This is a genomic window from Rhodococcoides fascians A44A (assembly GCF_000760735.1).
Lineage (GTDB): Bacteria > Actinomycetota > Actinomycetes > Mycobacteriales > Mycobacteriaceae > Rhodococcoides > Rhodococcoides fascians_E.
This window is the reverse complement of the sequence record NZ_JMEX01000008.1, coordinates 2,403,165-2,429,562: the sequence shown is the minus strand read 5'-3', so window position 1 is coordinate 2,429,562 and position 26,398 is coordinate 2,403,165. Positions and strand designations below refer to the sequence as shown.

The window sequence follows — 26,398 nt, the reverse complement described above, 5'->3', positions numbered from 1 at the left end:
GGGCTGTGCACCTCCACCCTGTCGACGGGGTTACCGATCGAAGGCGAGGATGGCGCGGTAACGAGGCGATCCCCACCACGCGAGCTCGTCGAGTGTCTCGACCGGAACCGGGTGGTTGTGCAGGTCCACCCAGGTTTCGCCGACCTCGACGGCGGTCGAGGAATCCTGCACCAGGAAAGCCCCGTCGTGGAAGCCGTGGACGACGATCCAGTGCGGTCCATGCCTGCCGCGCTGGTAGTAAGAGTCGATCAGCGGTATCAGAATCTTGCCCGACTCGGCCAGCTCACGGATGAAGTCCGCAGAGATGTCCTGCACGACGGTCTCGACTCCGAGCTCGGCTGCTTCGTCGGCGAACTGACCGGAGACGAAACGTCGCAGCTCGCGGTCCTCCTTCGAGCGAGAGGTGTCGGTCCGCTCGGGGTCTTCGTCGGTCAGGTACAGCGTCGGGACGTACCCTCGCCTCGCCGCAGCAACCGCAAGCCCGTAGGGCATGGTGCCGCCGCTCGCGGTCCCTTCGCGCCACAGGCCCAGCTCACGGGTGCGATCGAGGCCCTCCCCCGCACCGAGCAAGTCGAACGTCACCATCAACGACACAGGCCCACAGGTGAATCCTGTGGTCTGACGGTAGTACGGCGGCTCGACGGGATCGGCCAAGGCGACACGCCACTTCACCAATCCGACCGGAACGGCACCGTAATCTGTTATGTCATCGGCGAGTTCGTCGACGACGGGCCGTACCGGGTTGATCGGCTCCCGCAAGGACTCGTAGCCGAGTGCCTTCACCTGCGCGACCAGCGGACTTTCCTGTGGTAGTTGCCATTTGACAGCCACCGCAGTACGCGTGAATGCGTACTCCTCCAAGGCTGCCACCAGTTCGGCGAGCACCGGCTCACCCAGCCAGGCGCCCACCACCTTCACGTACGCTGCGTGCGGACGGTTGACGACGAGCAACAAACCCTGAAGTGCGCCGTCGGCGATCGCGGTGACGGTGTGCGCTTCCTGAACACCGCCGTAGATCTCGGCCTCGGCCACGAACTCGGCAGGCAATCCGTCGATTTTCGCCAGGGCTTCGACCGGCCGTGTGTCGAGCAAGGTCACCTCGATCTGCGTCATCGGACCACCGCCGTGAACTCCTCGGTGATACGTGCTTTGACAGCGGGCTCACGTGCTTCGCGCTCGGCGAGATCGGCGACGACGGCAGGTGCCTCGTCCTGGGTCAGGACGGCGATACCGTCACTGTCACCGAAGACGATGTCGCCGGTGGCGATCACTGCGCCGCCCGCGTCTACGGGCTGTCCGACCGATCCTTCGCCGCCGATTCGGCGCGTGGTGCGCGGACTGACCGACCGGTAGTAGACAGGCAGTCCCGACGCTGCGATCTCGTCGAAGTCGGTGATCGCGCCGTTGATGACGATGCCGTTCGCTCCCGACACGGCGATGCGGTGCGCGACGATGCCGCCGATCGAAGCACGACTTCCCGAACCCGGTTGCGAGACGACGAGAACGGTACCCGGGGTGAGCTGATCGAGCGCCTCCTTCAGGGCCGAGGCGTCGTATTCGCCGATCTGGACCGTCAGCGCGACACCCGTGAGCCTGATCGGACGCGAGATGGGATGGAGCTCGGTGACGAACCCGTGGTCACGGTGATGCCCGAGGGTGGATGTTCCCACCGTCGTGAGGTGCCGGAAGGTTGTCTCGTCGATCTCCGGTCGTCGTGTCTGGGTGCTCATTCCCTCTCTCCTTCAGTTGATTCCACCACTAGAAACTTCTTCAGCGACTGTTCGAGGGCTGCGGTGGTGAGTCGGATCGATTCGACGTCGACGCGTTCGTCGTCACCGTGGAATCGGCTACGGAACGACGCCATGTCGACCTCCCGGGAGTACAGACCGAATCCGTAGACGATCGAGCCGGCGGCCCGTAGGTGGCGTCCGTCGGTACCACCGGGCATGATCATCGGAACAAGATGCGCGCCTGGGTAGAACTGCCTCATTGCGTCCTCGATGACGGAGTAGAACTCCGTTCGAGGGGGCGAGCTGCTCGCGGCACCGGTGAACTCCTCGATCACGTCGATGGACGACAAGAGTTCGTCCAGAACAGTTTTGAGGTGACGTTCGACGTCGTTCTCGTCCTGGCCTGGCAACAGGCGGATGTCGAGTCCGACGGTGGCGCGACCTGGTATGACGTTGCGCTTGTCCCCAGCATCGACGATGTTCGGCGAGACGGTCATATGCGTCATCGCGTGGCCGTAGCCCTTCAGATCCCCGAGTTCGCTCAGCGCGTCGTTCAGAGTCGTCGGATCGAGCAGTCGTGCGCGCAGTTGCGGAGAGAAGTCGGAGGCCTCGACGAAGGACTGCCAGTGCTCGAGAACCACAGCTTGGCCCGGTTCGTTCAGTAATCTGGTGACGGCCTCCGCGGCAATACCCGCCGCGTTGCGCGCTCCCCATGGCGTCGATCCGTGGCCGGGTCTCCCGTGGATCTCCAACCGACGCGGCGCCCCGCCTTTCTCTCCTACTGTCAGCGTGACGCCGGGCGAATCCTGCTCACTCAACACGATTCCGCCGTTCTCGGTGAGCGAGTACGTCGCCGCGATGAGTTCGGGCCGGTTCTTGGTGATCCAACCGGCTCCCCACGTACCGCCGGCTTCCTCGTCGGCCGTCGCCGCGAAGACCAGATCGCCGCGTAGCCGAATCTTGCTCTGCGCGAACAATTTGAACACCACCGCCATCGAGGCGACGAGTCCGAGCATGTCGATTGCGCCTCTGCCCCAGACGGTCCCGTCGATCAACTCACCGCCGAAGGGATCGTGGGTCCACCCCGACGGGTCGGCCGGAACCACGTCGAGGTGGCCGACCAGCGCCACCGACGGAGCTCGAGGATCGGTTCCTCGTAGCCTGCCGATCAGGCTCGCACGACCTGGCGCAGGTTCGACCACCTCGAAGTCGACGCCGATGTCCCCGAAGAACTGCTGCAGCACCGCGACGTTGCGGGTCTCCTGACCCGACTCCACGGTGCCGTCGTTGACGCAGGCACTGCGAATCAGCGCCTGCAGCAGTTCGACTGTCTCGCTCACGACGCCACCACCGCGTCGATATCGGTCGGAAACAGGGCGTCGACGTCAGCGGGCGTGTCCAGCAGGCCCTGCTCGTACTGCTCGGTGAGAAAGTCGGAGATCATGGTTCTGTTCTGCTCCAATCCGTAGGGCATCCAATCGCGGCCGAACACCCGCTCGGTGGTGCGGAGTTCGTCGACCAACCACGGGGTGACGTCGGCGAGTTTGTTGTGACGCAGGATGCTGAGACGCTTCGAGTCCTCGATGGCGCGTACGACGGCCAGGACGGTGTCCGGCGATTCGTCGAGCAGCGCCGTCCGCGCGGCCAGAACGTGAATGCCGGGCACGTACCCGACCCGCAGGTAGTACGCGGTTTCGGCCGCTCGGACATCCGGGAGCAGCGGGCGCAGCAGCGAGTCCGCAGCATCGAAACCCGGCGGCATGAACGGGGTCATCACAGCGTCCAGGCTCTTGTCCGACAAGCCGCCGACCAGCGTGTCACCGTGGTCGAGGTGCTGCACGTGCGGGCCGGGGCGTGTGGGCCCGATCCTGTCGTGGGCTGGGTGGGCTGGGGTCAAAGGGCCTACGCGCCAGTCGATGTCCTCCAGAGCTACGCCTTCGTCCCGTACCAATGCGCGGGTCCAGGTGTTACCACTGTCCGGCCATCCGGTCAGGCCCACGGTGGCCCCGCGCAACTGTGTGAGCGAGTGCAACGGCGAGTCGCTGCGAGTGATGATGCATCGATGTCGAAACCCTTGCATGACGAACACCGGTAGTGCGGTCACCGAGTGGTCCCCGCGGGCTCGGTGTTGGACGTACTGGCTGAACGAGGTCTCGGCAACGTCGATTCGTGGTTCGGCGTAGATGTTCGGGGTGCTGTCCCGACGTTCGAAGTGCAGGTCGACTCCTTCGGCCGTGACGTCTCCCAGCGCGAGTGGCAGCAGGTGGTCCCAGTGCCGCGCGACGAATGTCAGCGTCATGCCGCCCCTCGATCCGAGGTTGTCGCCTGTCTGATGGACTCACCCAGCACGACGAATCCGGCCACCGCGAGAGTCAGCACTCCAGCGGGGTACACCAGCAGGTGCGGTGCGGCCTGGAAGTAGTTCTGTGCTGCCGACAATTGCAGACCCCACGACTGCGCCGGAGGTTGCAGGCCGATTCCGAGGTAGGTCAGCGTCGCCTCGGCGGAGATGACTGCGCCGATCTGCAGTGTCGCCAGGACTATGACCGGGCCGACGGTGTTGGGCACCACGTGGCTGACCAGTATGCGTAACGTCCCGAGACCGGACGATCTCGCAGCGACGATGAAGTGGCGGTTTCGGATTGACAACGCTTCCCCGCGGGTCACGCGCATGGCGGTGGGCCAGGCGAACACCGCGAGAACGACGCTCAACAACCAGACACTGCGCCCTTGAATGGAATTGAGTACGACGATCGCGCCGAGCAACAGTGGTAGCGCGAAGACGATCTCGGACAGTCGCGAGACGAAGGCGTCGACGAGCCCGCCGAAGTAACCGGCCGCAATCCCCAGGACCACAGCAACGACGGACGTCAGCAGGGTCACCGTCACTCCGACGACGATCGATGCACGAGCGCCGTGCACGACACTGGCGAACAGGTCGCACCCCTGCACGGTGAACCCGAACGGATGTCCGGTGGACCAGTCGGGAGCGCCCCTGCTCAGTGACAGTTCGCACACACGCGGGTCCCCGTGACCGAAGAGTCCGGCGATCGGGCCGGGGAGTACTGCGATGAGGAGGAAGAAGGCAACGATCGGAGCGCCGATCCAGAAGCCGGGGCTGCGTTTCAGGCTCGTCCACACTCGTCCGGTCTCGATGTCTTCCCCGGGTGGAAGTTGGATCATCTACTTGTCCTGTCGAATACGTGGGTCGAGCAGGTGATGCGCGATCTCGACGACGATGTTGACCGCGACTGCGACCAGCACCAATGCCGACACGATCCCGACCACCACGGTTCCCTGTTGTGAGCTGATTCCGGTGAACAGTTCGCCGCCGACACCGGGGAGATTGAAGATGCCCTCGACCACCACCGATCCGCCCAGTAGGCCACCGAGATCGAGACCCAGGTAGGTCACTACGGGCACGAGGGCATTGCGCAGGATGTGCCGCACCGTCAGTCGTCTGGTCGAGATGCCCTTGGCACGAGCAGTTCTGACGAAATCCGCCGACCGCGTCGACAACACACTCGACCGAGTCAGACGAGCAACCGGCCCGAATCCCAGTGTGGCCAGGCAGATTGCAGGCAGCAGGTACGACGTCGGCCAGCCCTCGGAAATTCCGGCCACCGGGAGGATGCCCCAGGACACCCCGACGATCGACTGCACGAAGAAGGCCAACACGAACGTGGGAACCGCGAGCGTCAGTACCGTCGCCGCCAGTACCGCTTTGTCCAGCAGACCGCCAGGTCGCAGCGCGGCGAGCGTGCCCGCGGTGACACCGACGATCAGTTCCAGGACCCACGCTGTCAGAGCAAGTTTGATCGTTACCGGCCAGGCACGCGCGAGAATGGTTCCGACGTCCTCACCGCCGACGGTGGTACCGAAGTCTCCGCGAGCGATACCCGAGACATAGCTCCAGTACTGCACCAGCAGTGGATCGTCGAGATGGTATTTGGCGCGGATGGCCGACTCGACGGCGTCGGTCAGTACTGCGTCGCCGATCAGTGCTTGCACCGGATCACCAGGGAGGGCGAACACCGCGACGAACACTATGAGTGACGTGCCGATCAGAATCAGCAGGGCCTGGCCTAGCCGCGCCGCAATCCGTCGTGCAGTTCGTGTCTTCGTGGCGCCCGCGGTGGAGGCGGACCGAGGCTGTTCTCGGTCCGCCACCGCGAGTGCCTGCTCAGGCAACGGTCACCGTGGTGAACGGGCTCTTGTTGAACGGATCCTCGGTGTAGCCCTCTACGTTGTCCGCGACTGCGACCGCCCGCCCGGCACTCCACAGCGGAATGTTCGGAAGCTCGTCGAGCAGGATGTCCTTGGCCTGGTCGTAGAACTGGGTCGATTCCTCGTTGGTCGCCGCCGCCGCGTGATCCAGCAATGCGTCGAATTCGGGGTTCGAATAGCCGTTGTAGTTGGTGCCGCCTCCGGTCCGGTATGCATTGCCCAGCAACGCGAACGGCGACGGGTAGGCAACAGGGGTGTTGAGCGACACCGGGTTGGGGACTTGCCTGCCCCGAAGTGCAGCATGGGTGTTCTCCGACGGAATGAATTCCAGTGTCACATCGGTCAGACCCAGCACCGTCGCCCACTGGTTGAGGACGGCCTCACTCCACTCGTCGCGTCCGGTGCCGGTCACGACCGTGATCTTCACCTGGCCGTCGATACCGCCTGCTTCGTCCCACAGCTGCTTCGCGCGTTCAGGGTCGTAGTCGAGGTTGGTCGAGTCGGTGTCGGCACGGTAGCCGTTCCCGGACGGCGCACTGAAATCGGTCAATGGCTGGGTCGACGAGTCGAGGAGCGCGTCGATGATGCCCTGACGGTCGATCGCCAGCGACAGTGCTCGGCGGATTCGCGGATCCGCGTAGGCCGGGTTCCAGGTCGGCACCCCGAGGTAGGTGAAGTTGGAGCTGGCTGACTGGACGAACTTGTCGCCGAGGGTTGCCTTTGCGCTTTCCACGTCCTGCTGCAGCAGTGCGGTCACGTCGACTGCACCGGCCTGGAAATCGCGGTAGGCGACGTCGTATCCGGTGTAGATCTTGAAGGTGACGCCGCCGTTCTCGGCTTTCTCACCGCCATACTCGTCGTAGCGGACGGTTTTGATCTCCGGTCCACCTGTCCACGGCTCGCTGATCTCGTAGGGGCCGTTGCCGATCGGCTTCGTCGCGAAGGCTTCGAGATCATCCAGCGCTGCTGCCGGCAGAGGATAGAACGCCGGTTGGCCGATCTGGTACAGGAACTGGCTCTGTGGTTTGGTCAACGTGACGGTGAGGCTCAGCGGCCCGGTGACCTCGACGCCGGACAGGGAGTCGGCGGTCGGTGCGCCTTCGTCGGGGTTGAGCGCGTCGTAGCCTTCGATGCCTGCGAGCTGCGAGCTGCCGACCCAGGCGTTGGCTGGGTCTGCTGTGGTGTTCCATCCTCGCGAGAAGGACTCGGCGTCGACGACCTCGCCGTTCTGGAAGGTCCATCCGTCCTTCAGCGTGATGTCCCAGACCTTCTGATCCTCGGTCTCGATCGAGTCGGCAACGAGGTTGACCGGTTCCCCGGTGTCGCTGTCGTACTTCACGAGTCCGGAGAACAAGGTCTCGGAGACCGACAGTGCGAAGTACCCGCCTGAGTTCCCGGGCACGATGGATGTCGGTTTCTGCGTCGCGACGCGGAGGATGTTGTCCGACGGCTCGCCGGACGCCTCACTGGACGAACCTCCGCCGCAGGCGGTCAGTACTACTGCTGCGACAGCGAGCAGAGCACTGCCGATCAGGGGTGTGCGTTTCATCTGTTCTTTCCATTCGACTTGCCCGAACCTGGTCAGGTTCGGTTGTGCACCGTTGTGTTTCAGACTTCGATCGGCACGCGAAGACCCGGAACGGCACCGAGCAGTTCTCGGGTGTAATCGTGTTGCGGGTTGTCGAACACCGTTGTTGTCGAGCCGTATTCGACGATCTTCCCTTTGGTCATCACGGCCACGTCGTCGGCGATCCGGCGCACGACGCCGAGGTCGTGCGAGATGAACAGGTACGTCAACCCCAGATCTGTCTGCAGTGTCTGCAGCAGGTCGAGCACCTGCGCCTGGACCAGGACGTCGAGCGCGGAAACCGGTTCGTCGCAGACGATCAGCTCGGGTTCGGCGGCGAGCGCACGGGCGATGGCGACGCGTTGGCGTTGCCCACCGGAGAGTTCACTCGGTCGCCTGCGCAACGTGGCCGCCGCAAGTCCCACAAGGTCGAGCAGCTCGGCTGCACGGGCCTTGCGGGAGGATCGATCACCGATACCGAACGCAGACAGGGGCTCTCTCAAGATTCGGTCGACGGTGTACGTGGGGTCGAGCGAGGCGTACGGGTCCTGAAAGATCGGCTGGACGCGCCTGCGAAACGCACGAAGTTCGCGCCCCTTCAACGACGCGACATCGGTGCCTTCGAAGAATACGCGGCCCGCACTCGGGGTGTTCAGACCGAGGCACGACCACGCTGTCGTGCTCTTTCCCGAGCCGGATTCCCCGACGAGTGCCAGCGTCTTGCCTCGCTCGAGAACGAAGGACACGTCGTCCACCGCGGGTACTCCGCCGAAGCTCTTGGACAGGTTTCTCACTTCGAGCACGATCGACGCCTCAGCCGGGGTCGCGGCTTCTCGAACCGGCCGCGCCGAGGGGACGGATGCCAGTAGCGCCCGGGTGTAGTCGTGTTCGGGTTGGCCGAATACCGCAGCTGCAGTGCCGGATTCGACGACACGGCCGTGACGCATCACGACGATTCGATCGGCGCGTTCGGCGGCGAGCGCAAGGTCGTGCGTGACGAGAAGAATCGCGGCACCGGAACCGGCGACGACCTCGGCCAGGTTGTCGAGGATGCGCCGTTGCACGGTGACGTCGAGCGCTGAAGTGGGCTCGTCGGCAATCAACAGTGCGGGCGAATTCACCGACGCCATGGCGATCAACGCGCGCTGACGCATACCGCCCGAGAATTGGTGCGGATACTTCCGGCGCTCGGCACCGGGAAGGCCTGCACGAGTGAAGGCCGACGCAGTCTCGTCGTGCACCTCTGCGCGCGGCAGGCGCCTGTGCGCCCGCACGGCCTCGTCGACCTGGTGTCCAATTCGTAGCACCGGATCCAGGTTGGACATCGGGTCCTGGGGCACGAGGCCGATGCGGCGTCCTCTGATCGTTCGCCAGTCGTTCTCTTTCCAGCTCGTGGTGTCCGAACCGTCCACACGAATGGTGCCGGAGGTGACGGACGCGGAACTGGGGAGCAGCCCGAGGATGGCCGATACGAGAGTGGACTTGCCGGACCCCGATTCTCCGACCACAGCGACCACTTCGCTCGGTCCGATCTGCAGGTCCACGCCGTCGACGGCGACGTGCTTGTTCTTGCCCGATCCGAACTCGACGACCAACCCGGCGATGTCGACGATGGAATTCGACTCGGGTACTGCACTTTCCGACACTGGCTGCATCCTTCGCTTCTCAACGCTTGCTCGCTTCGGTTTGAAGCGAGCCAGGTTTTGCTCGGAAGCACCCCGCCGCTGAACGAGGGTTGCTGTCCACCAGCCGAGCCATACGGTGGATCTCTGAACCGAGTTCGAAGATAGCGACTTACTGATGAGTTGTTTAATTTACATACCTATGACTATTGCCACTATCCAGTAACCACGGACGAGGTGGACCCGTCGTGACCTGCGCAAACGACCCACCGGCCGAACCATCTCATTTCGGACATCGGCTCACGTCGGAATCAGACTGAACGAATATATTGACAAACTCGGGTTACATCGCGTCGTAGAAGAACGATGCGACTTTGGGGCCGTCCAGGCCTGAGAATCGGATGGAAACCTTCCACTCCCCCGGCGCTGGGACGACCAGGTGCTCGCTGCGCCAGATGGTTCGGTCACCGTCGTGCACAGGTTCGGTGAGTTCGACGGGCAATCGGGCGACGTTGGCGTCCACCGAGGACAGGTCGGCGCTGACGCCGACGTCGGAAGCCCCCGCACCTTCGTACGTGACGGTGAGCTGCTGGGGTCCTCGCCTGATCGAGTCGATTCCGATGTCGAGGACATCCGAAGAACCGAAGTCGAGGGTGGTGGCGATGTTCGTCGTGTACACGTCCTTGGCCGGCGTGTGCGAGGACAGGATCGAGGTCAGGGCCAGAACCGTCACGGCCACTGCGGTTTCCACGAGAAGGGTCCGGCGTCGGAATCGTCGGTACGCCAGATGTCCGAGGCCGACGACGAACGCGACTGCGAGAACTTTGGCCAGCAACACTGCTCCGTACGACGTCCTCCACAGCGCCGGCAGCGGCTGGACCTGCAGCAGCGACAGACCGAGGCCCGCAACGACCACGAGTCCGACGTGCACCGTCGCGATGCGGTGCCATCGCTGCAGTCGGGGTGCCGCACGCAGTACGAGCAGCATCACCGCGAGGCCGCCCAGCCACACCGTCATGCCGTAGACGTGCAGGAGCGTCGCCAGGAACGCCCACGGCCATCCTCCGGCAGAGCCGCCGTGGCCGCTGAGAGTCACGGCGAGAATCGCCGCGCCGGCGTACACGAGACCGAACACGATCGGGGTGCGACCGATTCCGGCCGCAACCATCGACAATCCCACTGCCACAAGCAAGGCCGAACCGTGCGGCGTGACGAGCACAGTACCGAGTCCGGCGGTCGAGATCTCTCGTGCTCCCCCGGATTGTTGCGCGACGAGTACGAACAGTCTGCCTGCCAGTCCGAGAGCCACTGCGAGAGCACCGATTCGGTACACCACCCGAAAACGGGTCGTACCCACCGCTGATCTCCACACGAGCAACGAGGACAGCAGAACACCCGCAGTGGCCACCAAGCCCAAATAGGCAAGGGTTTTGGCCGGGTAGTTCAGGTATTGTTCGACGCCACCGCCGGACTCCCCTGCGTCGAATTTTCCCTGCTGAGTCACCGATCCGACGGTGAACTGGATCGACAACGACACCACGTGTGTGTCGGCCGAGACGACGCGAGCCGTGGCCAGGTACGCACCGTCCTGGACGGTGACGGCGGGGACGAGGACGATTCGGCGTCGACCGTCGTCCACGCGTACGTCGGAGAAGTCGAATGTCTTTCCGTCCCCGTCGATCAGCTGCGCCGACCCCTCGATGAGGGTGACGGGTTCGTTCAGCTGCAGAGTCAGCTCGCTCGGGGCGTCGTCGACGTGCGTTCCGGTGGTCGGAGTCGTCGAGATCAGACTTGCGTGTGCGGACGCGGTCCCGCTGCCGAGCAGTAGCCCGGCGGCGAGCACCACGAGCACGATGCCGAGGTCACGAACTCGCGCCATGACCCCGCCGCACCACCAGTCCCAACCCGGCGATCGCGGCTACGGCGAGCACCAGGCTCACCACCGAGACGGTCGGCCACACCCAGGTGGTGCCATCGGTTTCGGTGTCCTCGTGCCGGGCCGACGCGGTGTCCCCGTGTCCGTCGCCGTGGCTGTGCGCGTCCGACGCCGCCACCAACGCGACCTCGGGTGCGGGGTGCTCGGGTTCGCTGGCGTCGTCGACGGCGACCTCGTTCCAGGACACGACCGAGCCGTCCGAGTAGGCCTGGTCCGACGGCAGTGCGATGGAGTCGACGTCGTCCGGCCACGGTCCGCCGGAGAACGAGAAGTCACGGAATTCGTCGACGCCGTATCCGCCTGCGGGGTCGGTGACCGTCCAGCTGATCCTGGCGACGCGGCCGGTGTCGCCACCTTCACGCTCCACGGTCGCCGTCCACCCGGGGACGGGAAGGGTGCGCGCCGACGTCAGGTCGACGCCGTCCGGCAGCGTCACTGTCAGCCCGACGGTCGATGCCGTGGCCGATTCTCCCGGCACGATCAGTCGGACGATGCCGTAGCCGCCCTGGGGAACCGGATCACCGTCTGTCCGTACGTGTGCTGCCGCGGGTGCCGCGAACGCGAGGAGTGCCACCGCTGCCGTCGTCGTGACGGCACCTGCCCGGCGCAAGGAATGGGTCATCGTCTTCTCTCTCGTCAGTTGGTGTGTGCGGCAGTCACAGGGATGTTCGCGCCGTGGTATTTCGATTCGAGGAACTGTGCGGTTTCGGGGCTTTCGAGCGCGTGCGTCAGTTCGAGCACCCGTTCGTCGCCTGCGAGACGGGACGGGGCGACGACGACGTGTGCGTACGGATTCTCGGGTCCTGGTTCGACGGCGAGTGCGTCGGTCGCCGGGTCGAGTCCGATGGACTCTGCCTGCTTCGGGGTCAGGACGACGGCGTCGTAGTTGTCGTACAACCCGTCGACGAATTCGCCGTACTCGAGCGGTAGCAGGGACAGGTGCCGCAGCGAGTCCACCACGTTCGCTTCCGTGACGGTCAGGTCCTGCACGGTGGTGCCGCCGAAGGGTCGGTCCAGCTGCGTCAGTCCGGCGCTCTGCAGCAAGTAGAGTCCGCGGGCGAAGCCGGTCGCGGTGTTCGGCAGGACCACCTTGGAGCCGTGCGGCAGGCTACTACCGGTGACCTGGTCCTCGACGAGGTCGACGTTCAGCCAGTCGGCGGTGTCGGCGAGGTCCTTCCATTTCGACGAGTACAGCCCGTAGGGAACGACATTGACCTTGGATACGATGCTCAGCGCGTCCAGGCCGTTCTCCTGCTGGTCCGCCTCGAACGCCGGAATGTGCTGGTAGTACGACAGATCTCCCTCCCCGGCCGCCACCTTGGAATTGGAGTGCTCGTCGGCATCGATCAGTTGGAGCCGAAGGTCGGGTAGCAGAGTGTCGGCCGCGTACTGCAGGATCTCGCGGTCGTTACCGACACCGACGTACACCGTCAGTGTGTCGGTGCCGGCCGAACCGTCGTCGATCCGAATGTTCGAACCGCACGCGACCAGCAGCGGAATGACGAGTGCTACCAGTGTTGTTCGGTATCTCATCTACTCGTGAGTCCTCGTTGCCATCCGGTCACCTTCCACTCGACGCCGGTCATGACGGCGTTGACCAGAATGCCGATCAGGCCGAGAGTGAGGATGCCTGCGTACATCTGCGGAGTTTGGTAGCGGAGTGCCGCGTTGTTGATGTAGATGCCGATGCCTTGTGCACCGCCGACGAGTTCGGCCGCGACGAGCGCCGTAAACGCGTTCGCAGCGGCCAACCTGATGCCGGGGAAGATGCCGGGAATGGCGGCGGGCAGCACGACCTGGGTGAAGATGTACACCCGTCCTGCACCGAGCGTGCGTGCTGCATTCAGCAGGATCCGTTCGACGCTCGACACTGCGCCGACGGCGGTGATGAAGATCGGCCAGAAGCACGCCCAGAAGACGATGGCGATCTTCGATTCCTCACCGATGCCGAGGAAGACGACGAACACCGGCAGCAACGCCAGCAGCGACAGGTTGCGGAAGAACAGCAGCACCGGCTCGGTGAGCTTCTGGAAGATCTTCACCGAGCCGACGAGGATGCCGAGCGCGATACCCCCTACCAACGCGAACGCGAACCCGACGAGTGCGCGCTGCACGCTCGGCCAGATCTCCGACGTCAGGGTGCCGTCGACCAGGCCGTCGACGAACGCCGAGAACACGTCGAGCGGCTTGGACAGGTAGAGGTCGGAGACGTAACCGAAATCGACGACAGCCCACCAGACGACGAGAAATCCGACCAGTCCGATCGCGCCGTAGACGAACCGGTCGTACTTGTCGAGGAAGGGATTTCTTCCTTTGGGAGGCGTCGTCACCTCCTCCTGCTCATCGAGCGCCGAGGACATTGTTCACCTCGTCTTCCAGGACTCGGGCGACGCGGGAGCGAACGTGCACGAACTCCTCGGAGCTGCGGATCGCATTGTCGCGGTGGCGTGGCAGATCGACGTCGATGATGTCCTTCACCCGGCCGGGAGATTTGGTCATGACGGCGATGCGGTCGGACAGGAAGACCGCCTCGTCGATCGAGTGGGTCACGAACAGGACCGTCTTCTTCTTCTCGCCCGACTCCCAGATGCGCAGTAGCTCGCCCTGCAGGAATTCACGGGTTTGCGCGTCGAGGGCCGCGAACGGTTCGTCGAACACGAGTATCTCCGGTTCGTACGCGAGCACGCGGGCGATCGCGACGCGCTGACGCATACCTCCGGACAGCTGGTGGGGCAGCCGGTCGGCGGCGGATTCGAGCCCGACGGTCTTCAGTACTTCCGCGGCACGCGCCCTTCTCTCGGCCTTGGGCACACCGCGGATCTTCAGGCCGACCTCGACGTTCTTCTGCGCGGTCAGCCACGGGAACAGTGCGTATCCCTGGAAGACGACGCCCACGTTCTTGTCGACGCCGTCGACGCGCTTGCCGTCGATCAGGACGGCGCCACCGTTGTAGGACTCCAGGCCGGCAAGGATGTTGAGGTACGTCGACTTTCCGCATCCACTCGGTCCGAGCAGGGACACGAATTCGCCGCTCTCGATCCGTAGGTCGAAACCGTCGAGCACGGTCGTGGTCCCACGCCGTGTCCCCGGCGTGGGGTACAGCTTGACCACCCGCTTGGCTTCGATCTTGGCGTGTGTCGTGTTGTTCGTCGCGCTGCGTGCGCCGTCGAGCAGTTGTTGACTCATGGCAGTTCACCTGTTCCGATCCGTGGTGGTCATTCTTCGAGTCCCTCGATGTCGACCAAGTGGGTCTTGAAGATTCCGTCGTTCTGTTCCTCGGTGACGATTTCGGTGTTGAAGTCCTGGGACTCGATCAGGTCGGCCGACGTGGCGTACGGGTTGAACGCGTTGGTGGCGATGTCCTCGGGCTTCAGGTGCTCCGAGCCCGGCAGCGGTGTTCCGACTTCTTCGACCAGGTCCCACCACAGTTGCAGGCTTGCTTTGTCGAGCAATGCATTCGGTGCGTAATGCCAGTTGGTGGTCTGCTCGACGGGGTAGCCGGTGGTCTTGCCTGCGATCTCGGCGGACTCCTTGGGGTGTGCGTTGGCCCAGTTCGCCGTGCGGGCGATGACACCGACGAATGCGCGTGCAGCGTCGGGGTTTTCCTTCAACCATTTGTTGCTGGCCACGTACGGGGCTTGGCCACCGAGCGGACCCCAGTCCTCGTAGGAGGTGAACGCCTGGGTGAACTTGTCCGGCTGGCTGAGCAGAACTCCGATGAGCGGTGGGTGGAAGACACCGAGGTCCACTTCTCCGCGCTCGATGGCCGGTGCGATCAACTCGTTCTTGAGTTCGAGGAAGTTGACCTTGTCCAGGTCCACACCGTTCTTCAGCAGGTACCGCTTCAGGACGAGGTCGGTGCAGCTGTTGAAACCCGAGAGCCCGACGGTTTTGCCCTCGATCGCTTTCAGGTTGTCTCGCGTGATGTCCGAGCCCGCCTGGGTGAAGTACGACATGTGCGGTTCTTCGGGCAGATCGAGCATGCTCGACGCGATGGCCGTGAACTCGAATCCTTTGACCTTGCCGTCGATGTCGTTGTTGAACATGCCGGTGGCGATGTCGATGGCGCCCTGGTCGAGGAGTTGCACGGCAGGGACGGCCGTTGCGGGGCCGACGTATTCGGGCTTGACTCCGGCGTCGTCCCAGTAGCCGAGTTCGTCGGCGATGCGAACGAGGGACAGCGCAGTGGGTGAGTTGGCGAACCGGAAGGTGACGGCTCCGTCGTCGGCGGAGCTGGTGCATCCGGCCAATAGTGGCGCGGCGACGAGTGCGGCGATGATCGGCACCAATTTCTGGATGGAACGGATTCTCATGCCGATGTCCGCTGATGTGTTGTGGAGCTGCTCAAGACATTTCCTCTCGTGCACGTATGTCGGATTGGAGGAACCATAGACAACTGTGCATCCCGACCACCATGAATAGATTCATCGTGATTGCAGGTCGAAATTCGGATGAAGTAATTCTGTACGGTTTTCTGAAATCCCGAAGATTCGAATTGTCATTCGGAACCTTCGACTGAATTACTTTGGCTGTAGTACGCATTCGATTCGAAAGGTTGTCGATGACCACCGCCACCGAAGTAACAACAGACCCGAGAACCCATCCGGTATATCGTGAGTTCGCCCGCCTCGTCGAGGAGGTCATCGCGCCTCGTGCGGTGGAGATCGACCGCACCGAGGTGCCGAGATCGCACATCGAGGCGTTGCGGGAGGTCGGGTACTACCGGTGGTTCGTTCCGGCCGAATACGGAGGTCTCGATGTTCCACGGGAGGTGCAGAACGCAGCGGAGGAACTTCTCTTCGGCGCGGACCCGTCGACGGCCACCATCGTCACCCAACACGGTGCACCCGTCGTACCGGCCATCAAGGCCGGGACGCCCGAGACACTCGCCCTGCTACCGCAATTGGCGACCGGAGCGCTGATCGGTGGAGCCGGGATGGGTCACGTCCGATCCTGGCCGCAGCGCCGAGGAACGATAGCCCGCAAGGTGCCCGGCGGATATCGCATCGATGGGGTGATCGGCTGGCACTCCGGCTGGGGACTCACCGACGTGGTCTGGCTCGGCGCTGTCGACGAGGCCCGCGAGGACTACGTGTTCGGTATCGCGCCGCTCGACCAGCCCGGCGTCTCCGGCCGAGTGTCGAGACTGACGGCCGTGTTCGGCTCGCGGACTGCCACACTGACGTTCGAGGATGTATTTCTGCCGGACGAGTTCGTGTCCGAGGTAGTTCCGGTCGCGGAGTGGAAAGCGCGCGACGGAGTGCTCGGCCTGGACGCGCGACGGGCGCTTCAGCTCGATCCGACGGTCGACCCCGCCACCGTGACGACGTATCCGCCGGTGGGTCCCTACGGTCTCGCCAGGGCTGCACTCGACGACGCGGCGGCACTGTTCCCCGACGACCGATCGTTGGCCGCCATCTCCGACGAATTGGAGCTCGCGTACGCGACTCCGCTACCGGATCCGCACTGGCGCGTGGTCCTCGACGAGATCGCCGTCCGAGCCACGACCGCGGGTGTTGTGGCACGCGGTGGCGTCGGGCTGCTCGAGGACGACATCGCGCAAGTACGAGCCCGCGCAGCTCAGTTCCTCCAGGTACGCGGGCTCGCCCCGGCCGTCCGGGCGGCTCATTTCCAGCGTTACACCCGCTAGCCCCTTGTGAGTAGTGGCAGCAGCTGGTCGCCGATGCGCGCGACCTCTCGGGCGTAGGGGGTGTCGGACAGCACGAAGTGGCTGACGCCAAGGTCCGCGTAGCGCTCCAGGGCCGCCGCGACTTCTGCTGCCGTTCCGACGAGCCAGGTGGTTCCGGCTCCGCCTCCGCCGTGCCTCCCGGGCGCGGTGTAGAGGTTGGTGTCGAGAACATCGCCTCGTTCCGCGAGGTCCAGAAGCCGCTGCTGTCCGGTGGCGTCCCGAGGATTGGCCGGGCGCAGCGGATCTTTCCGGCCCGCCATCTGCGCCACCTTGGCTTCCGCGTCCCGCCACGCTTCCTCGGCGGTGTCACGGATCAGAGTGGTGACGCGAATACCGAACTGCAGTGGTTCGTGTTCTCGTCCCACTTTGTCGCTCAGCACCTTCAGGCGGTCGATGCGTTCGGCGACGCCGTCGAGCGGCTCACCCCAGAAGAGTTGAACGTCGGCCTCGGCGGCCGAGACTTCCTCCGCGGCCGCCGACGCGCCACCGAAGTACAGCCGGGGTCGGCCGCCGTCGGGCAGCCGGGGAACGACGGTCGAGTTCTCCACCTGCCAGAACTCGCCGTCGATGCTGACGTTCTCCTCGGCCCACAACGTGCGCACGATCTTCAGGAATTCCCGCGTGCGGTCGTACCGTCGTGACTTGTCGAATTCTCCGTCGCCGTAGGCTCCCAGATCGTCGGTGCCACTGACGATGTTGACGAACACCCGACCTCGGGTCAGCGAGTAGAGCGTCGCTGCTGCGCTCGCGAAGTGAGCGGGCTGCCAGTACCCGGGCCGGATCGCGATGAGCGGGGTGAAGTTCTCGGTCCGCGCCGCGAGAGCGGTGGCGACGGTGAAGGTGTCCGGCCTCCCCCATCCCGTTCCGATCAATGCTCCTCCCCAGCCGTGCTTTTCGGCGAGGAGAGCCTGCTCGACGGAGAATTCGAGCGTCCCCCAGCCGTCGACGGTGTCGTCGCCTCGGTGGCCTGGTGAGGTCGTGTTGGGGATGTACCAGAGGAATTCGCGGCTCACGTGAAGGTTCTCCGTTTCGTCGTGCGCGTGGGTGTCAGGAAGGAAGGGGCGCTTCGGTGCCCAGGTTCTCCGGCTGAATCGAGCGATGCCCCGCCACCTGATCGGCCAGCTTCGCGAGCCTGGCTTCCTGATCCGCCGTCAACGTGACCGCCAGCGCACCCGCGTTCTCGCGGACGTACTCGGCGTGCCGCGTTCCAGGAATGGGCACGACGTCGTCGCCGCGTCCGAGAATCCACGCCAACGCCACCTGCGACGGTTTCACACCGAGATCGGCTGCGACCGCGACCACCTCGTCGGCGAGGGCTTTGTTGGTCTGGAAGTTCTCGTCGGCGAAGCGGGGGTGGTCCACCAACCTGCCCTTGATGTCCTCTTTGGTGTGCACTGCGCCGGTCAACCACGCGCGTCCCAGCGGGGAGAAGGGCACCAGCGCGATGCCCAGTTCTCGCGCGACGGGCACGGTGGATGTCTCGATGTCCCGGCTGAACAGTGACCACTCGCTCTGAATCGCTGCGATCGGGTGTACGGCGTGAGCGCGGCGGATGGTGTTCGGTCCTGCCTCGGACAGTCCGATGTGGCTGATCTTGCCGGCGTCGACGAGTTCCTTCAGCGCGCCGACGGTGTCCTCGATGGGGACCGTCGGATCCACGCGGTGGAGGTAGTAGAGGTCGACGTGGTCGACTTCCAGACGTCGCAGTGACGCGTCGATGGCGGTCCGGACATACTCGGGGCTGCCGTCGATTTTCGCGTTCGGATTGGTCTCCCGGTCGAGTGGGTTGCCGAACTTGGTTGCGAGGACCACCTTGTCGCGTCGACCCTGCAGCGCTTTGCCGAGCAGGATCTCGCTGTGTTCGGGTCCGTACACGTCGGCGGTGTCGAAGAACGTGATGCCGGAGTCCAGTGCCGCATCCACGACGTCGGTGGCGGCACGTAGGTCCTCGGGGCCGGAGCCGGTGCGGAAGCTCATGAAGCCGACGCCTGTCGGCGAGACCACTGGTCCGTCGGTGCCGAGCTGTCGTGTAGATGTGTCCGTCATGTCTTCTCCTTGTTTGTTGTCGATCGGTCGCGATGTCAGCCTGTGTGTTGTGCGAAGTTGTCTCGCAGCGTGGTTCCGGAGTATTCGCGGCGGTGTACTCCGCGTTCCCACAGCAACGGAACGATGTGGTCGGCGAACTGCGGCAACGACTCCACGAATACCGTGAACCCGTCGGCCGCTCCGCGCTCCGTCCACCCGATCAGGTCGTCGGTGATGGACTCCGGGGTGCCGAAGACCCGGCGATGACCGCCTCCGCCGAGGACGATGAATCGGCGGAGCGTGAGGTCGCGGTTGCTGCGGGCGAAATCGGCTCCGCCCTGGGCGAAGCCGATCGATCGTGTGTTGTCGGTGACCGCCACCTGGGGTGGTACCGGTCCGTCGAGGTCGATCTCGTCCGGGTCGAGGTCGAATCTGGAGGCGAAGCGGTGCAGCGCATCCGTTCCGTCGAGTGCGTTCTCGGCGTCGTGCAGCAGGCGATCCACCTCGTTCGTGGTACTTCCGACGGAGAAGAAGATGCCGGGCAGAACGAGGACGCCCTCGGATCCACCGCGGGTGTTACGGGTCTCCTTGTTCAGTCGCTCGCGGTAGTCCCGGGACGCGTCTTCCGTGAGGCCCACCGAGAACACCGCGTCGGCGAATCGAGCTGCGGTCTCGATTCCTCGATCGGACCCACCCGCCTGGAACAGCACCGGTCTGCCCTGCCGGGAACGCGGTAGTTGCAACGGGCCTGCGACGGAGAAGAATTCGCCGACGTGGTCGATGGGCTCTCGTCGGAGATTCTCCAGGTCCCAGTCCTCGGTGACCTCGTCGCGCCACGAATCCCAGAGCGCCAGAACCACCTCGGTGAATTCGTCGGCCCGACGGTACCGTTCCTCCCGCGGCGGTGGTTCGCCGCCGCCGAAATTCCGCGCGACGGTCGGGTCCATCGTGGTGATGATGTTCCACCCGGCTCGGCCGTGGGAGATGTGGTCGAGCGACAGAATCGACCGAGCCAGCGCGTACGGCGTCGAGTAGGTCGTCGACGCCGTCGCGACGAGACCGACGTGCTCGGTCTCCCGGGCAAGCGCCGGCAGCACTGTCAGCGGATCCAGGTACGCGAAGCCGCGCCCGCCGGGCGGAATGCCCTGCGAGTCGGCGAAGAACACCGCGTCGAGCCTCGCCTGCTCGGCGAGTCGAGCCGAGCGGACGAAGTCGTCGATGTCGACGAACGGATGCGTCGCGCCCGGCCCTTGCAGAGCGCCCGGGATGAGATTGGTGGTGAAGCGCAGGTACCGGCTCATGCGCCGTGGAACGGCTCTCCCGAGACTGCCTCGGACTGTCGTCCGTCGACACCCACCGGTACGTCCCCTTCGAGCGTGACGCGGTAGAGCACTCGGTCGTGACCGAGGTGCCCGGCGTCGGCGATCGCGAGGTGAGCGGTTGCGCGGTTGTCCCAGAACGCGACACTGCCGGGCTTCCACTGGAATCGGACCGTGTACTCGGTCTTCGACGCCTCGGCCCACAGCAACTCGAGCAGCCGCTCGCTCTGGTCCGGGGTGAATCCGCGGATTTCGCGTGCGCCGCGAGTGAATCCGGGGCTGACGAACAGCGCACGCTCGCCGGTCAGTGGGTGGACTCGAACAGCCGGGTGGTAGGCGACGAGGTTGGCTTCGTTGATCTTTCGGTCGCGCTGGCTGCCGGCGGCTGCTCGTGCCTGGAACTGGTGCTTGATGTCGAGTGTGTCGACGAAGTTCCGCAGTTCCTTCGGTAGGTTCTCGTACGCGGCGACGAGGTTGGCCCAGGCGGTGTCACCGCCGTAGGGCGGGAGGATGTCCGCCCGCAGGATCGACGCTGCCGGCGGGTTGATCAGGGCGGTGACGTCGGTGTGCCAGCTGTGGTCGTAGGACGTGCGTTTGCGGCCCAGGTTTTTGTCGTAGCGCCTGCTGTCGATCGGCAGGATCTCCGGGAATCCTTCCGGCGGGTTCTCCTCGTGCGGATGAGCCGGGGTGACCTTGCCGAACTTGCGGGCGAACGCGACCTGCTCGGCGTGCCCGATCTGCTGGTCGCGGAAGAACACGACCTTGTACTGGTTCAAGGCGCCCTGGATCTCGGCGACGGTGGCGTCGTCGAGGTCGTCACGGAGGTCGACGCCGGTGATCTGAGCGCCGATGTAACCGGCGACGGGAACGACGTCCAGGCCTACGGCTGTGTCCGGTGAAGCGGTCATGCTGTGTCTCCTTTTTCGTTGGGCTCCCAGGTGGGGATCGATCGGACGAGCTTTCGGGTGTACTCGCTGGCGGGCGCCGAGAACACGTCCTCGGTGCGGCCTGCTTCCTGGACGACTCCGCGGTGCAGGACGGTGACCGTGTCCGACAGCTGGCGTACGACGGACAGGTCGTGCGAGATGAACAGGTAGCTGACGCCGAGCCTGACCTGTAGCTCGATCAACACCTGCAGGATCTGTGCCTGCACGGTGACGTCGAGCGCGGACGTCGGTTCGTCGAGCACCAGTACTTTCGGGCTCAGGCTCAGTGCCCGGGCGATGGCGACTCGTTGTCGTTGGCCTCCGGACAGCGCGCGTATTCTTCGGCGCAGGAACGTCTGGTCCAGTCCGACGAGATCGAGTACTTCGACCGCGCGTTCCCTCCGCTCGGTTCGTGAACCGATCTTGTACCGCACGAGCGGTTCCGCCACGAGTTGCTCCACGGAATACGTCGGGTCGAGCGAGTGGAAAGGGTTCTGGTACACCAGCTGCAGGTACCTGCGGGCATCACGCAGTCCACGTGTACCGAGGTGGGAGATGTCCTGTCCGGCCACGACTATCTGTCCGGCGTCCGGTTCCTCCAGTCGCAGGACGAGCCTGGCCAGGGTCGACTTGCCGGAACCCGATTCGCCGACGAGTGCGTGCGTCCGGCCTGCCGGGATCTCGAAGGACACACCGTCGAGAGCTTGAATGCGGTGCCGACCGACGTCGAAGGCCTTGTGGATGTCGACGACCGACAGGGCGGGTTCGGTATCAGGCTGGGCGCGTTCGGCCTTCGCCACTGCGAATCGATCGGGGTCGATGCTGGGAATGTCGCCGATCAGGTTCCGTGCGTACGTGGACTTCGGATCGGCCAGGACCTCCGCCGACGTTCCGGACTCTTCGACTCTGCCTCGGTTCAGCACCACGACGGTGTCCGCGCGCTCGGCGGCGAGTGACAGATCGTGGGTGATGAGCAGAACCGACAGGTCCCGCTCGGTTTTCAACCGATCGATCAGGTCCAGGATCGTCTTCTGGATGGTGACGTCGAGCGCCGACGTCGGTTCGTCCGCGACGATCAACGCAGGTCGCTGCGAGATCGCGATACCGATGAGCACGCGCTGCAGTTGACCGCCGGACAGTTGGTGCGGGTACGAGTGCAGCGCCCGCTCCGGCGTCGGGATCCCCACCGAATCCAGCAGTGCGACAGCCTGATCGTGGAAGTTCCTCGGCTGTGCGTATTCCGGGAGGCCGGAGGATCGGAACGCCTCGAATATCTGGCGATCGATCCGCCGGACCGGATTGAGCGACGCCGTGGGATCCTGCGGCACGAACCCGATGCGCCGTCCGCGGATTCGTCGAAAGTCGCGCTCCCGCAGCCGCAGGATGTCCCGCTCTCCGAACTCGACCGTCCCACCGACGGCAACGCGGTCGCCGAGAAGTTTCAGAACGGCGCCGACGACCGTCGACTTGCCGGATCCCGATTCGCCGACGATCGCCACCGTGCTTCCGGCTCGAACGTCGAACGAGACACCCGAGACCGTCGGGTGATTCAGGTTGCCGTCGTACGCTACCGCGAGATCACGGACGGCCAGCAGTGGTGCCGGGTCCGAGATCGAGTGGGCGTTCTCGCGCAGTTCCGCCGTTGCCGTCATGTCACCTGTCCTTGTTTCCGATGGACTTGCTGAGTTGCTGGAGAGCGAGCACCGACGCCACCATCACGACGCCCGGGGCGTAGACGAACCAGGGGTACCGGTAGAAGAAGTCCTTCCCCTCGGCCACCAACAGTCCCCAGTCCGGGCTGGGTGGCGGGTTGCCGTAGCCGAGAAACGCGAGGGCGGACACGTTGATGATGGCGAGCCCGAACTGCAGGACTGCCAGCGCCAGCACCGATCGATACACGTTCGGGAGTACGTGTTGGAACAGGACCGTCAGCGTGCCTCCGCCGATCAGCTTCGAGGATTCGACGAAGGCCGAGTTCTTCACTCGGAGCGTTTCGGAACGGATGAGCCGGGCGAACACGGCGATCGACGAGATACCCACGGCGATGGCGGCATTGACGCTCGCGAACCCGAGTGAGACGACGACGATGACGGCCAGCAGGAAGCCGGGGATCGCGAGCAAGGTGTCGATCACGCGGCCGAGGACGGCGTCGACGCCGCGCCCGAAGAATCCGGCGACGAGCCCGACGATGCTGCCCGCGACCGATCCGATGGCCACCGCGAGCAATGCGGTGAGTACGGCCGACCGAGTGCCGTGGATGACGCGGGTAAGAATGTCGCGGCCCAGTTGGTCGGTGCCGAACAGGTGGCTCCAGGACGGCGGCAGGAACTTGTCCGCGGTGGTCCCGAGGTATGGGTCCTGGCTGGTGAACAGGCCGGGTGCGATCGCCCATGCCGCGATCAGCAGGACGAACAGCAGCGCGGCGACGGTGTAGCCGTTGCGTGCCTTGGTGGCGGATCCGAGCACGGCAACCGCTCCCGTGACGGTGGCGGTGCGTGGGCGGTCGAGGATGCTCATGCCGTCACCGTCCGACGCAGGCGCGGGTCCAGGACAGGATACACGAGGTCGACGACGAGGTTGATCGCGAGGAACAGCACCGCCGCGAGTACCACGGCCGCCTGCAACACCGGCACGTCCTGCTCGCCGACGGCTTTCTCGACGACGCTGCCGACGCCGTTTCGGCCGAAGATCGCTTCGGTGATGATCGACCCGCCCAACAGATCGCCGACGATGATCGCGGTGATCGTCAAGGTCGGCAGCGCCGCGTTGGGCAGCAGGTGCCTGGTCAGCAATTCGAATCTGCCGATTCCCTTGGAGACGGCGACGGTGGCGTACTGCTCGGACCGCGCGGTGTCCAGCGCGCTGATGAACACCTGTGCGATCGGCGCCGACGCCGGGATGGCGAGGGTGACGGCCGGGTAGATCAGCGAGTCCACGCTGCGGAAGTCGCTGAGTACGAACAGTCCGAGCTGGAAGGAGAACACGTTGATGACGACGAGCCCGATCAGGAAGTTGGGCAGCGACAGGAACAGCGACGGGAATGCTCGAAGTACCCCGCCGCCGAATCTCGTCGGCAGGAAGAACGCGCCGACGGCGACGGCGGCTGCGAACACGATCGCGATGACGAACGCCGTGCCCGCGAGCTGCAGGGTGGACGGAACTCCCGACCACAACAGCGTCGACACCGGAAGGTTGGATGCATACGACAGGCCTAGATCACCGTGCAGCAGTCGTTCCAGCGCCACCCACAGCTGCTCCCAGGCCGGGCGGTCCAGTTTGAAGTAGACGAGCATCTCGGAGATTTCGTCGGCGGTGTATCCGTATTCGGGGTTGCTCAGCCTGCCGGACACGGGATCGCCCGGCAGCAACGTGACGATGACGAACACCACGATGTAGACGAGAAACACCGTCAGCAGAGCCTGCCCGATTCTCGAGAGCGCGTACCGCGTCGTGTGAGACAAGAGAATGAAGTCCTTACGTCGTTCGCCGGTTCGACTCGTCGATCCAGGCGTCGTAGAAGTTGATCAGCCCGAGACCGTCGACACTCAGGTCCTTCAGGTGGTTCGCGGCGCCCCAGGTCTGACGGAACTCGTGGATCGGTATGTACAGGGCGTTGTCGATCACGTATTCCTGCACCGCCTTGGACGCGTCGATGCGAGCGGGCTCCGATGTCGCCTGCACCAGCGTGGTGAGCAGGCCGTCGAGTTCCTCGCCCGGGGTCTTGAACTGATTGGCTTGCGAGCTGTGCCACCACCGCCACATCTCGCTCTGACTGCCTGCAAGCCAGTGGTTCTCGTACAGCGGCACGTCCGGCTGGGCCGTCACGGTGTTGTAGTTGGAGAAGTCGGTGCCCTTGATCTCGAGCCGAACCCCGATCCGGCGCCAGTGCTGGGCGACCAACTGCAGGTCGGCCTCGGAGGTGGTGATGAACACCGAGGGGTAGATCAGCAGGCTGAGCTGCTCGCCGTCCTTGACGCGGTATCCGTCGCTGTTGCGGTCCGTCCACCCCGCCTCGTCGAGCAGACGGTTCGACAGGTCGGGGTCGTACGCGAATCTGTCGCGCAGATCCAATGTCCCTGGCACGATCTCGTTGAACGTCGACTTCGCTTCGGTCCATGCGCCACTCGGGTAGTTGGTGGCGATGATGTCGGCGCGGTCGACGCCGTGGGTGAGCGCTCTACGCACTCGGATGTCGTCGAGATGTGCTGCGGTCAGGCGGAGTTGAAGACCCCAGACGCTGCCGAAGAACGTCGGTGCGATGAGGGTGAATCCGTCGGTGACGAACGGCTCCTCGGTCGGTTGGACGTAGTGGATGATGTCCACCTGGCCTGCCTGGAGCGATCCTCCGCGCAGCGAGGGTTCGATCACCTGCTGCACGGTGATCTTCTCGAGGTAGGCCGGGCCGTCGTGCGCGGTATCACTGCGCGGCCAGGAGTAGTCCTCTCGGCGGCGTAGCACCACCTCCTTGCTCGGGAGCCATGATTCGACGACGAACGGCCCGGTGCCGAAGATCTTGCTCAGATCGGACTGATCGGCGAGGCCGGCGTCGATCGTCGCGGGGGCAAGAATTCCGACGGTCGTCCACGCCCCGAGTTTCTGGATGAAGTCACCGAACGGTTCGGTCAGGCGGATCGTCACGTCGTACTCACCCGTCGCCTCCGCTACGTCGTAACTGGGCGGGAAGTACGCGGCTCTCGGGACTCCTCGCCCCTTGTCTCCCGTGCCCAACAGGTTCAGGTTCGACGCCACCGCGGCGGCGTCGAGCTTCTCGCCGTTGGAGAAGGTGACGCCCTGCCTGATGGTCAGGCCGAACTGGGTGCGGTCGTCGTTCTCGGTGAATCCTGTTGCCAGGTGCGGACGGAACACGCCGTCGGCGTCGTAGTAGAACAGCCTCTCCACCACTTGGTTCCACACCTGCGCCACATGCCAGGATCCGGTGCTCTGCTGCTGGTACCCGTCGATCAACTTCTCGTTGAGGTACGTGACGGTACCGCCGGGTGTCGGGGAACCCGATGCCGCAGCACTCCCGGTCGGAGTGGTGGCGCCGCCGCATGCAGCCAGAAACCCGGTACCGACCAGCGCAGCCCCGAAACCGAGGAAGCGGCGTCGATCGAATTCGTGAGTCATGTGAGGAATTTCTGGCCCTTTCAGGATGATTCGTGGCATCGCCGGGGGAACGCACTCAGTGTGGGGTCCGTCGCCGCGAATACCAACGAAGTTCATCTACCGAAATGGTCAATTACAACTTAACGATGCGAATTCGGGCCTCCTACCTGCACGTTCGCCGCGACCGTCCGAAGGCAAGGGATGAAATCATGGTGAGCGTTACACGCTCTGGAATCATGCTGAGTGGAACT

At 64.6% G+C, this 26,398-nt stretch carries 23 protein-coding genes and 1 riboswitch; of the genes, 1 reads left to right on the top strand and 22 read right to left on the bottom strand.

What is annotated here, in order from left to right:
* Nucleotides 1–30: 30 nt before the first annotated feature.
* The 14 genes from BH95_RS27900 to BH95_RS23605 form a co-directional block, all read right to left on the bottom strand.
* Nucleotides 31–1,113 carry a peptidase C39 family protein gene (locus tag BH95_RS27900; RefSeq protein WP_052060144.1) on the bottom strand — a complete coding sequence of 361 codons (1,083 nt, stop codon included), beginning with the start codon at nucleotides 1,111–1,113 and terminating at the stop codon, nucleotides 31–33.
* A complete protein-coding gene (locus BH95_RS23665) occupies nucleotides 1,110–1,730 on the bottom strand; it encodes an RraA family protein (protein WP_020110707.1) in 621 nt (206 codons plus the stop codon). Before BH95_RS23665 ends, BH95_RS27900 begins: the two co-directional genes overlap by 4 nt.
* Complete coding sequence (locus BH95_RS23660) at nucleotides 1,727–3,070, bottom strand: M20/M25/M40 family metallo-hydrolase (protein WP_037184549.1); 1,344 nt, start codon at nucleotides 3,068–3,070, stop codon at nucleotides 1,727–1,729. Before BH95_RS23660 ends, BH95_RS23665 begins: the two co-directional genes overlap by 4 nt.
* Nucleotides 3,067–4,029, bottom strand: coding sequence for a PhnD/SsuA/transferrin family substrate-binding protein (locus BH95_RS23655; RefSeq protein WP_020110705.1), 963 nt, complete (start codon nucleotides 4,027–4,029; stop codon nucleotides 3,067–3,069). The genes BH95_RS23660 and BH95_RS23655 overlap by 4 nt, the downstream gene beginning before the upstream one ends.
* Complete coding sequence (locus BH95_RS23650) at nucleotides 4,026–4,913, bottom strand: ABC transporter permease (RefSeq protein WP_020110704.1); 888 nt, start codon at nucleotides 4,911–4,913, stop codon at nucleotides 4,026–4,028. Before BH95_RS23650 ends, BH95_RS23655 begins: the two co-directional genes overlap by 4 nt.
* Nucleotides 4,914–5,921 carry an ABC transporter permease gene (locus BH95_RS23645; RefSeq protein ID WP_230620960.1) on the bottom strand — a complete coding sequence of 336 codons (1,008 nt, stop codon included), beginning with the start codon at nucleotides 5,919–5,921 and terminating at the stop codon, nucleotides 4,914–4,916. It abuts the gene before it with no gap.
* Entirely contained in the window at nucleotides 5,914–7,506 is a 1,593-nt protein-coding gene (locus tag BH95_RS23640) for a peptide ABC transporter substrate-binding protein (RefSeq protein ID WP_037184546.1), read from the bottom strand. Before BH95_RS23640 ends, BH95_RS23645 begins: the two co-directional genes overlap by 8 nt.
* A gap of 59 nt (nucleotides 7,507–7,565) precedes the next feature.
* Nucleotides 7,566–9,179 carry a dipeptide ABC transporter ATP-binding protein gene (locus BH95_RS23635; RefSeq protein ID WP_052060143.1) on the bottom strand — a complete coding sequence of 538 codons (1,614 nt, stop codon included), beginning with the start codon at nucleotides 9,177–9,179 and terminating at the stop codon, nucleotides 7,566–7,568.
* An 8-nt stretch (nucleotides 9,180–9,187) separates the two neighbouring features.
* Nucleotides 9,188–9,300, bottom strand: a riboswitch (SAM riboswitch).
* A gap of 189 nt (nucleotides 9,301–9,489) precedes the next feature.
* Nucleotides 9,490–11,025, bottom strand: a complete 1,536-nt coding sequence (locus BH95_RS23630; RefSeq protein WP_037184543.1) for a copper resistance CopC/CopD family protein — start codon at nucleotides 11,023–11,025, stop codon at nucleotides 9,490–9,492.
* Nucleotides 11,009–11,704, bottom strand: coding sequence for a YcnI family copper-binding membrane protein (locus BH95_RS23625; protein ID WP_037184540.1), 696 nt, complete (start codon nucleotides 11,702–11,704; stop codon nucleotides 11,009–11,011). Before BH95_RS23625 ends, BH95_RS23630 begins: the two co-directional genes overlap by 17 nt.
* A 14-nt stretch (nucleotides 11,705–11,718) precedes the next feature.
* Entirely contained in the window at nucleotides 11,719–12,615 is an 897-nt protein-coding gene (locus BH95_RS23620; RefSeq protein ID WP_037184537.1) for a MetQ/NlpA family ABC transporter substrate-binding protein, read from the bottom strand.
* On the bottom strand, nucleotides 12,612–13,442 hold the full coding sequence (locus BH95_RS23615) for an ABC transporter permease (protein WP_019663905.1): 831 nt from the start codon (nucleotides 13,440–13,442) through the stop codon (nucleotides 12,612–12,614). The genes BH95_RS23620 and BH95_RS23615 overlap by 4 nt, the downstream gene beginning before the upstream one ends.
* Entirely contained in the window at nucleotides 13,423–14,268 is an 846-nt protein-coding gene (locus BH95_RS23610) for an ABC transporter ATP-binding protein (RefSeq protein WP_019663906.1), read from the bottom strand. Before BH95_RS23610 ends, BH95_RS23615 begins: the two co-directional genes overlap by 20 nt.
* 29 nt (nucleotides 14,269–14,297) lie before the next feature.
* The gene (locus BH95_RS23605; RefSeq protein WP_033189100.1) at nucleotides 14,298–15,395 is read right to left on the bottom strand and encodes an ABC transporter substrate-binding protein; all 1,098 of its coding nucleotides are present in this window, start codon (nucleotides 15,393–15,395) and stop codon (nucleotides 14,298–14,300) included.
* A gap of 248 nt (nucleotides 15,396–15,643) precedes the next feature.
* On the opposite strand from BH95_RS23605, the gene BH95_RS23600 reads away from it, so the two are divergent.
* Entirely contained in the window at nucleotides 15,644–16,732 is a 1,089-nt protein-coding gene (locus tag BH95_RS23600) for an acyl-CoA dehydrogenase family protein (protein ID WP_037184534.1), read from the top strand.
* Here the strand turns inward: BH95_RS23600 and BH95_RS23595 are convergent.
* The 8 genes from BH95_RS23595 to BH95_RS23560 are packed head-to-tail and all read right to left on the bottom strand — an operon-like array spanning nucleotide 16,729 to nucleotide 26,168.
* Nucleotides 16,729–17,784: an LLM class flavin-dependent oxidoreductase gene (locus BH95_RS23595; protein ID WP_037184531.1), complete on the bottom strand. Its 1,056-nt coding sequence runs from the start codon at nucleotides 17,782–17,784 to the stop codon at nucleotides 16,729–16,731. The genes BH95_RS23600 and BH95_RS23595 overlap by 4 nt on opposite strands.
* A gap of 34 nt (nucleotides 17,785–17,818) precedes the next feature.
* A complete protein-coding gene (locus BH95_RS23590) occupies nucleotides 17,819–18,817 on the bottom strand; it encodes an aldo/keto reductase (protein WP_037184528.1) in 999 nt (332 codons plus the stop codon).
* Between the two features lie 35 nt (nucleotides 18,818–18,852).
* On the bottom strand, nucleotides 18,853–20,097 hold the full coding sequence (locus BH95_RS23585; protein ID WP_037184524.1) for an NtaA/DmoA family FMN-dependent monooxygenase: 1,245 nt from the start codon (nucleotides 20,095–20,097) through the stop codon (nucleotides 18,853–18,855).
* On the bottom strand, nucleotides 20,094–21,023 hold the full coding sequence (locus BH95_RS23580; protein ID WP_037184521.1) for a TauD/TfdA dioxygenase family protein: 930 nt from the start codon (nucleotides 21,021–21,023) through the stop codon (nucleotides 20,094–20,096). The genes BH95_RS23585 and BH95_RS23580 overlap by 4 nt, the downstream gene beginning before the upstream one ends.
* Complete coding sequence (locus BH95_RS23575) at nucleotides 21,020–22,693, bottom strand: ABC transporter ATP-binding protein (RefSeq protein ID WP_037184518.1); 1,674 nt, start codon at nucleotides 22,691–22,693, stop codon at nucleotides 21,020–21,022. Before BH95_RS23575 ends, BH95_RS23580 begins: the two co-directional genes overlap by 4 nt.
* Nucleotide 22,694: 1 nt before the next feature.
* Complete coding sequence (locus tag BH95_RS23570) at nucleotides 22,695–23,558, bottom strand: ABC transporter permease (protein ID WP_020110689.1); 864 nt, start codon at nucleotides 23,556–23,558, stop codon at nucleotides 22,695–22,697.
* Complete coding sequence (locus BH95_RS23565; protein ID WP_037184515.1) at nucleotides 23,555–24,502, bottom strand: ABC transporter permease; 948 nt, start codon at nucleotides 24,500–24,502, stop codon at nucleotides 23,555–23,557. Before BH95_RS23565 ends, BH95_RS23570 begins: the two co-directional genes overlap by 4 nt.
* 13 nt (nucleotides 24,503–24,515) lie before the next feature.
* Nucleotides 24,516–26,168 carry an ABC transporter substrate-binding protein gene (locus BH95_RS23560; RefSeq protein WP_037184512.1) on the bottom strand — a complete coding sequence of 551 codons (1,653 nt, stop codon included), beginning with the start codon at nucleotides 26,166–26,168 and terminating at the stop codon, nucleotides 24,516–24,518.
* Nucleotides 26,169–26,398: the final 230 nt, after the last annotated feature.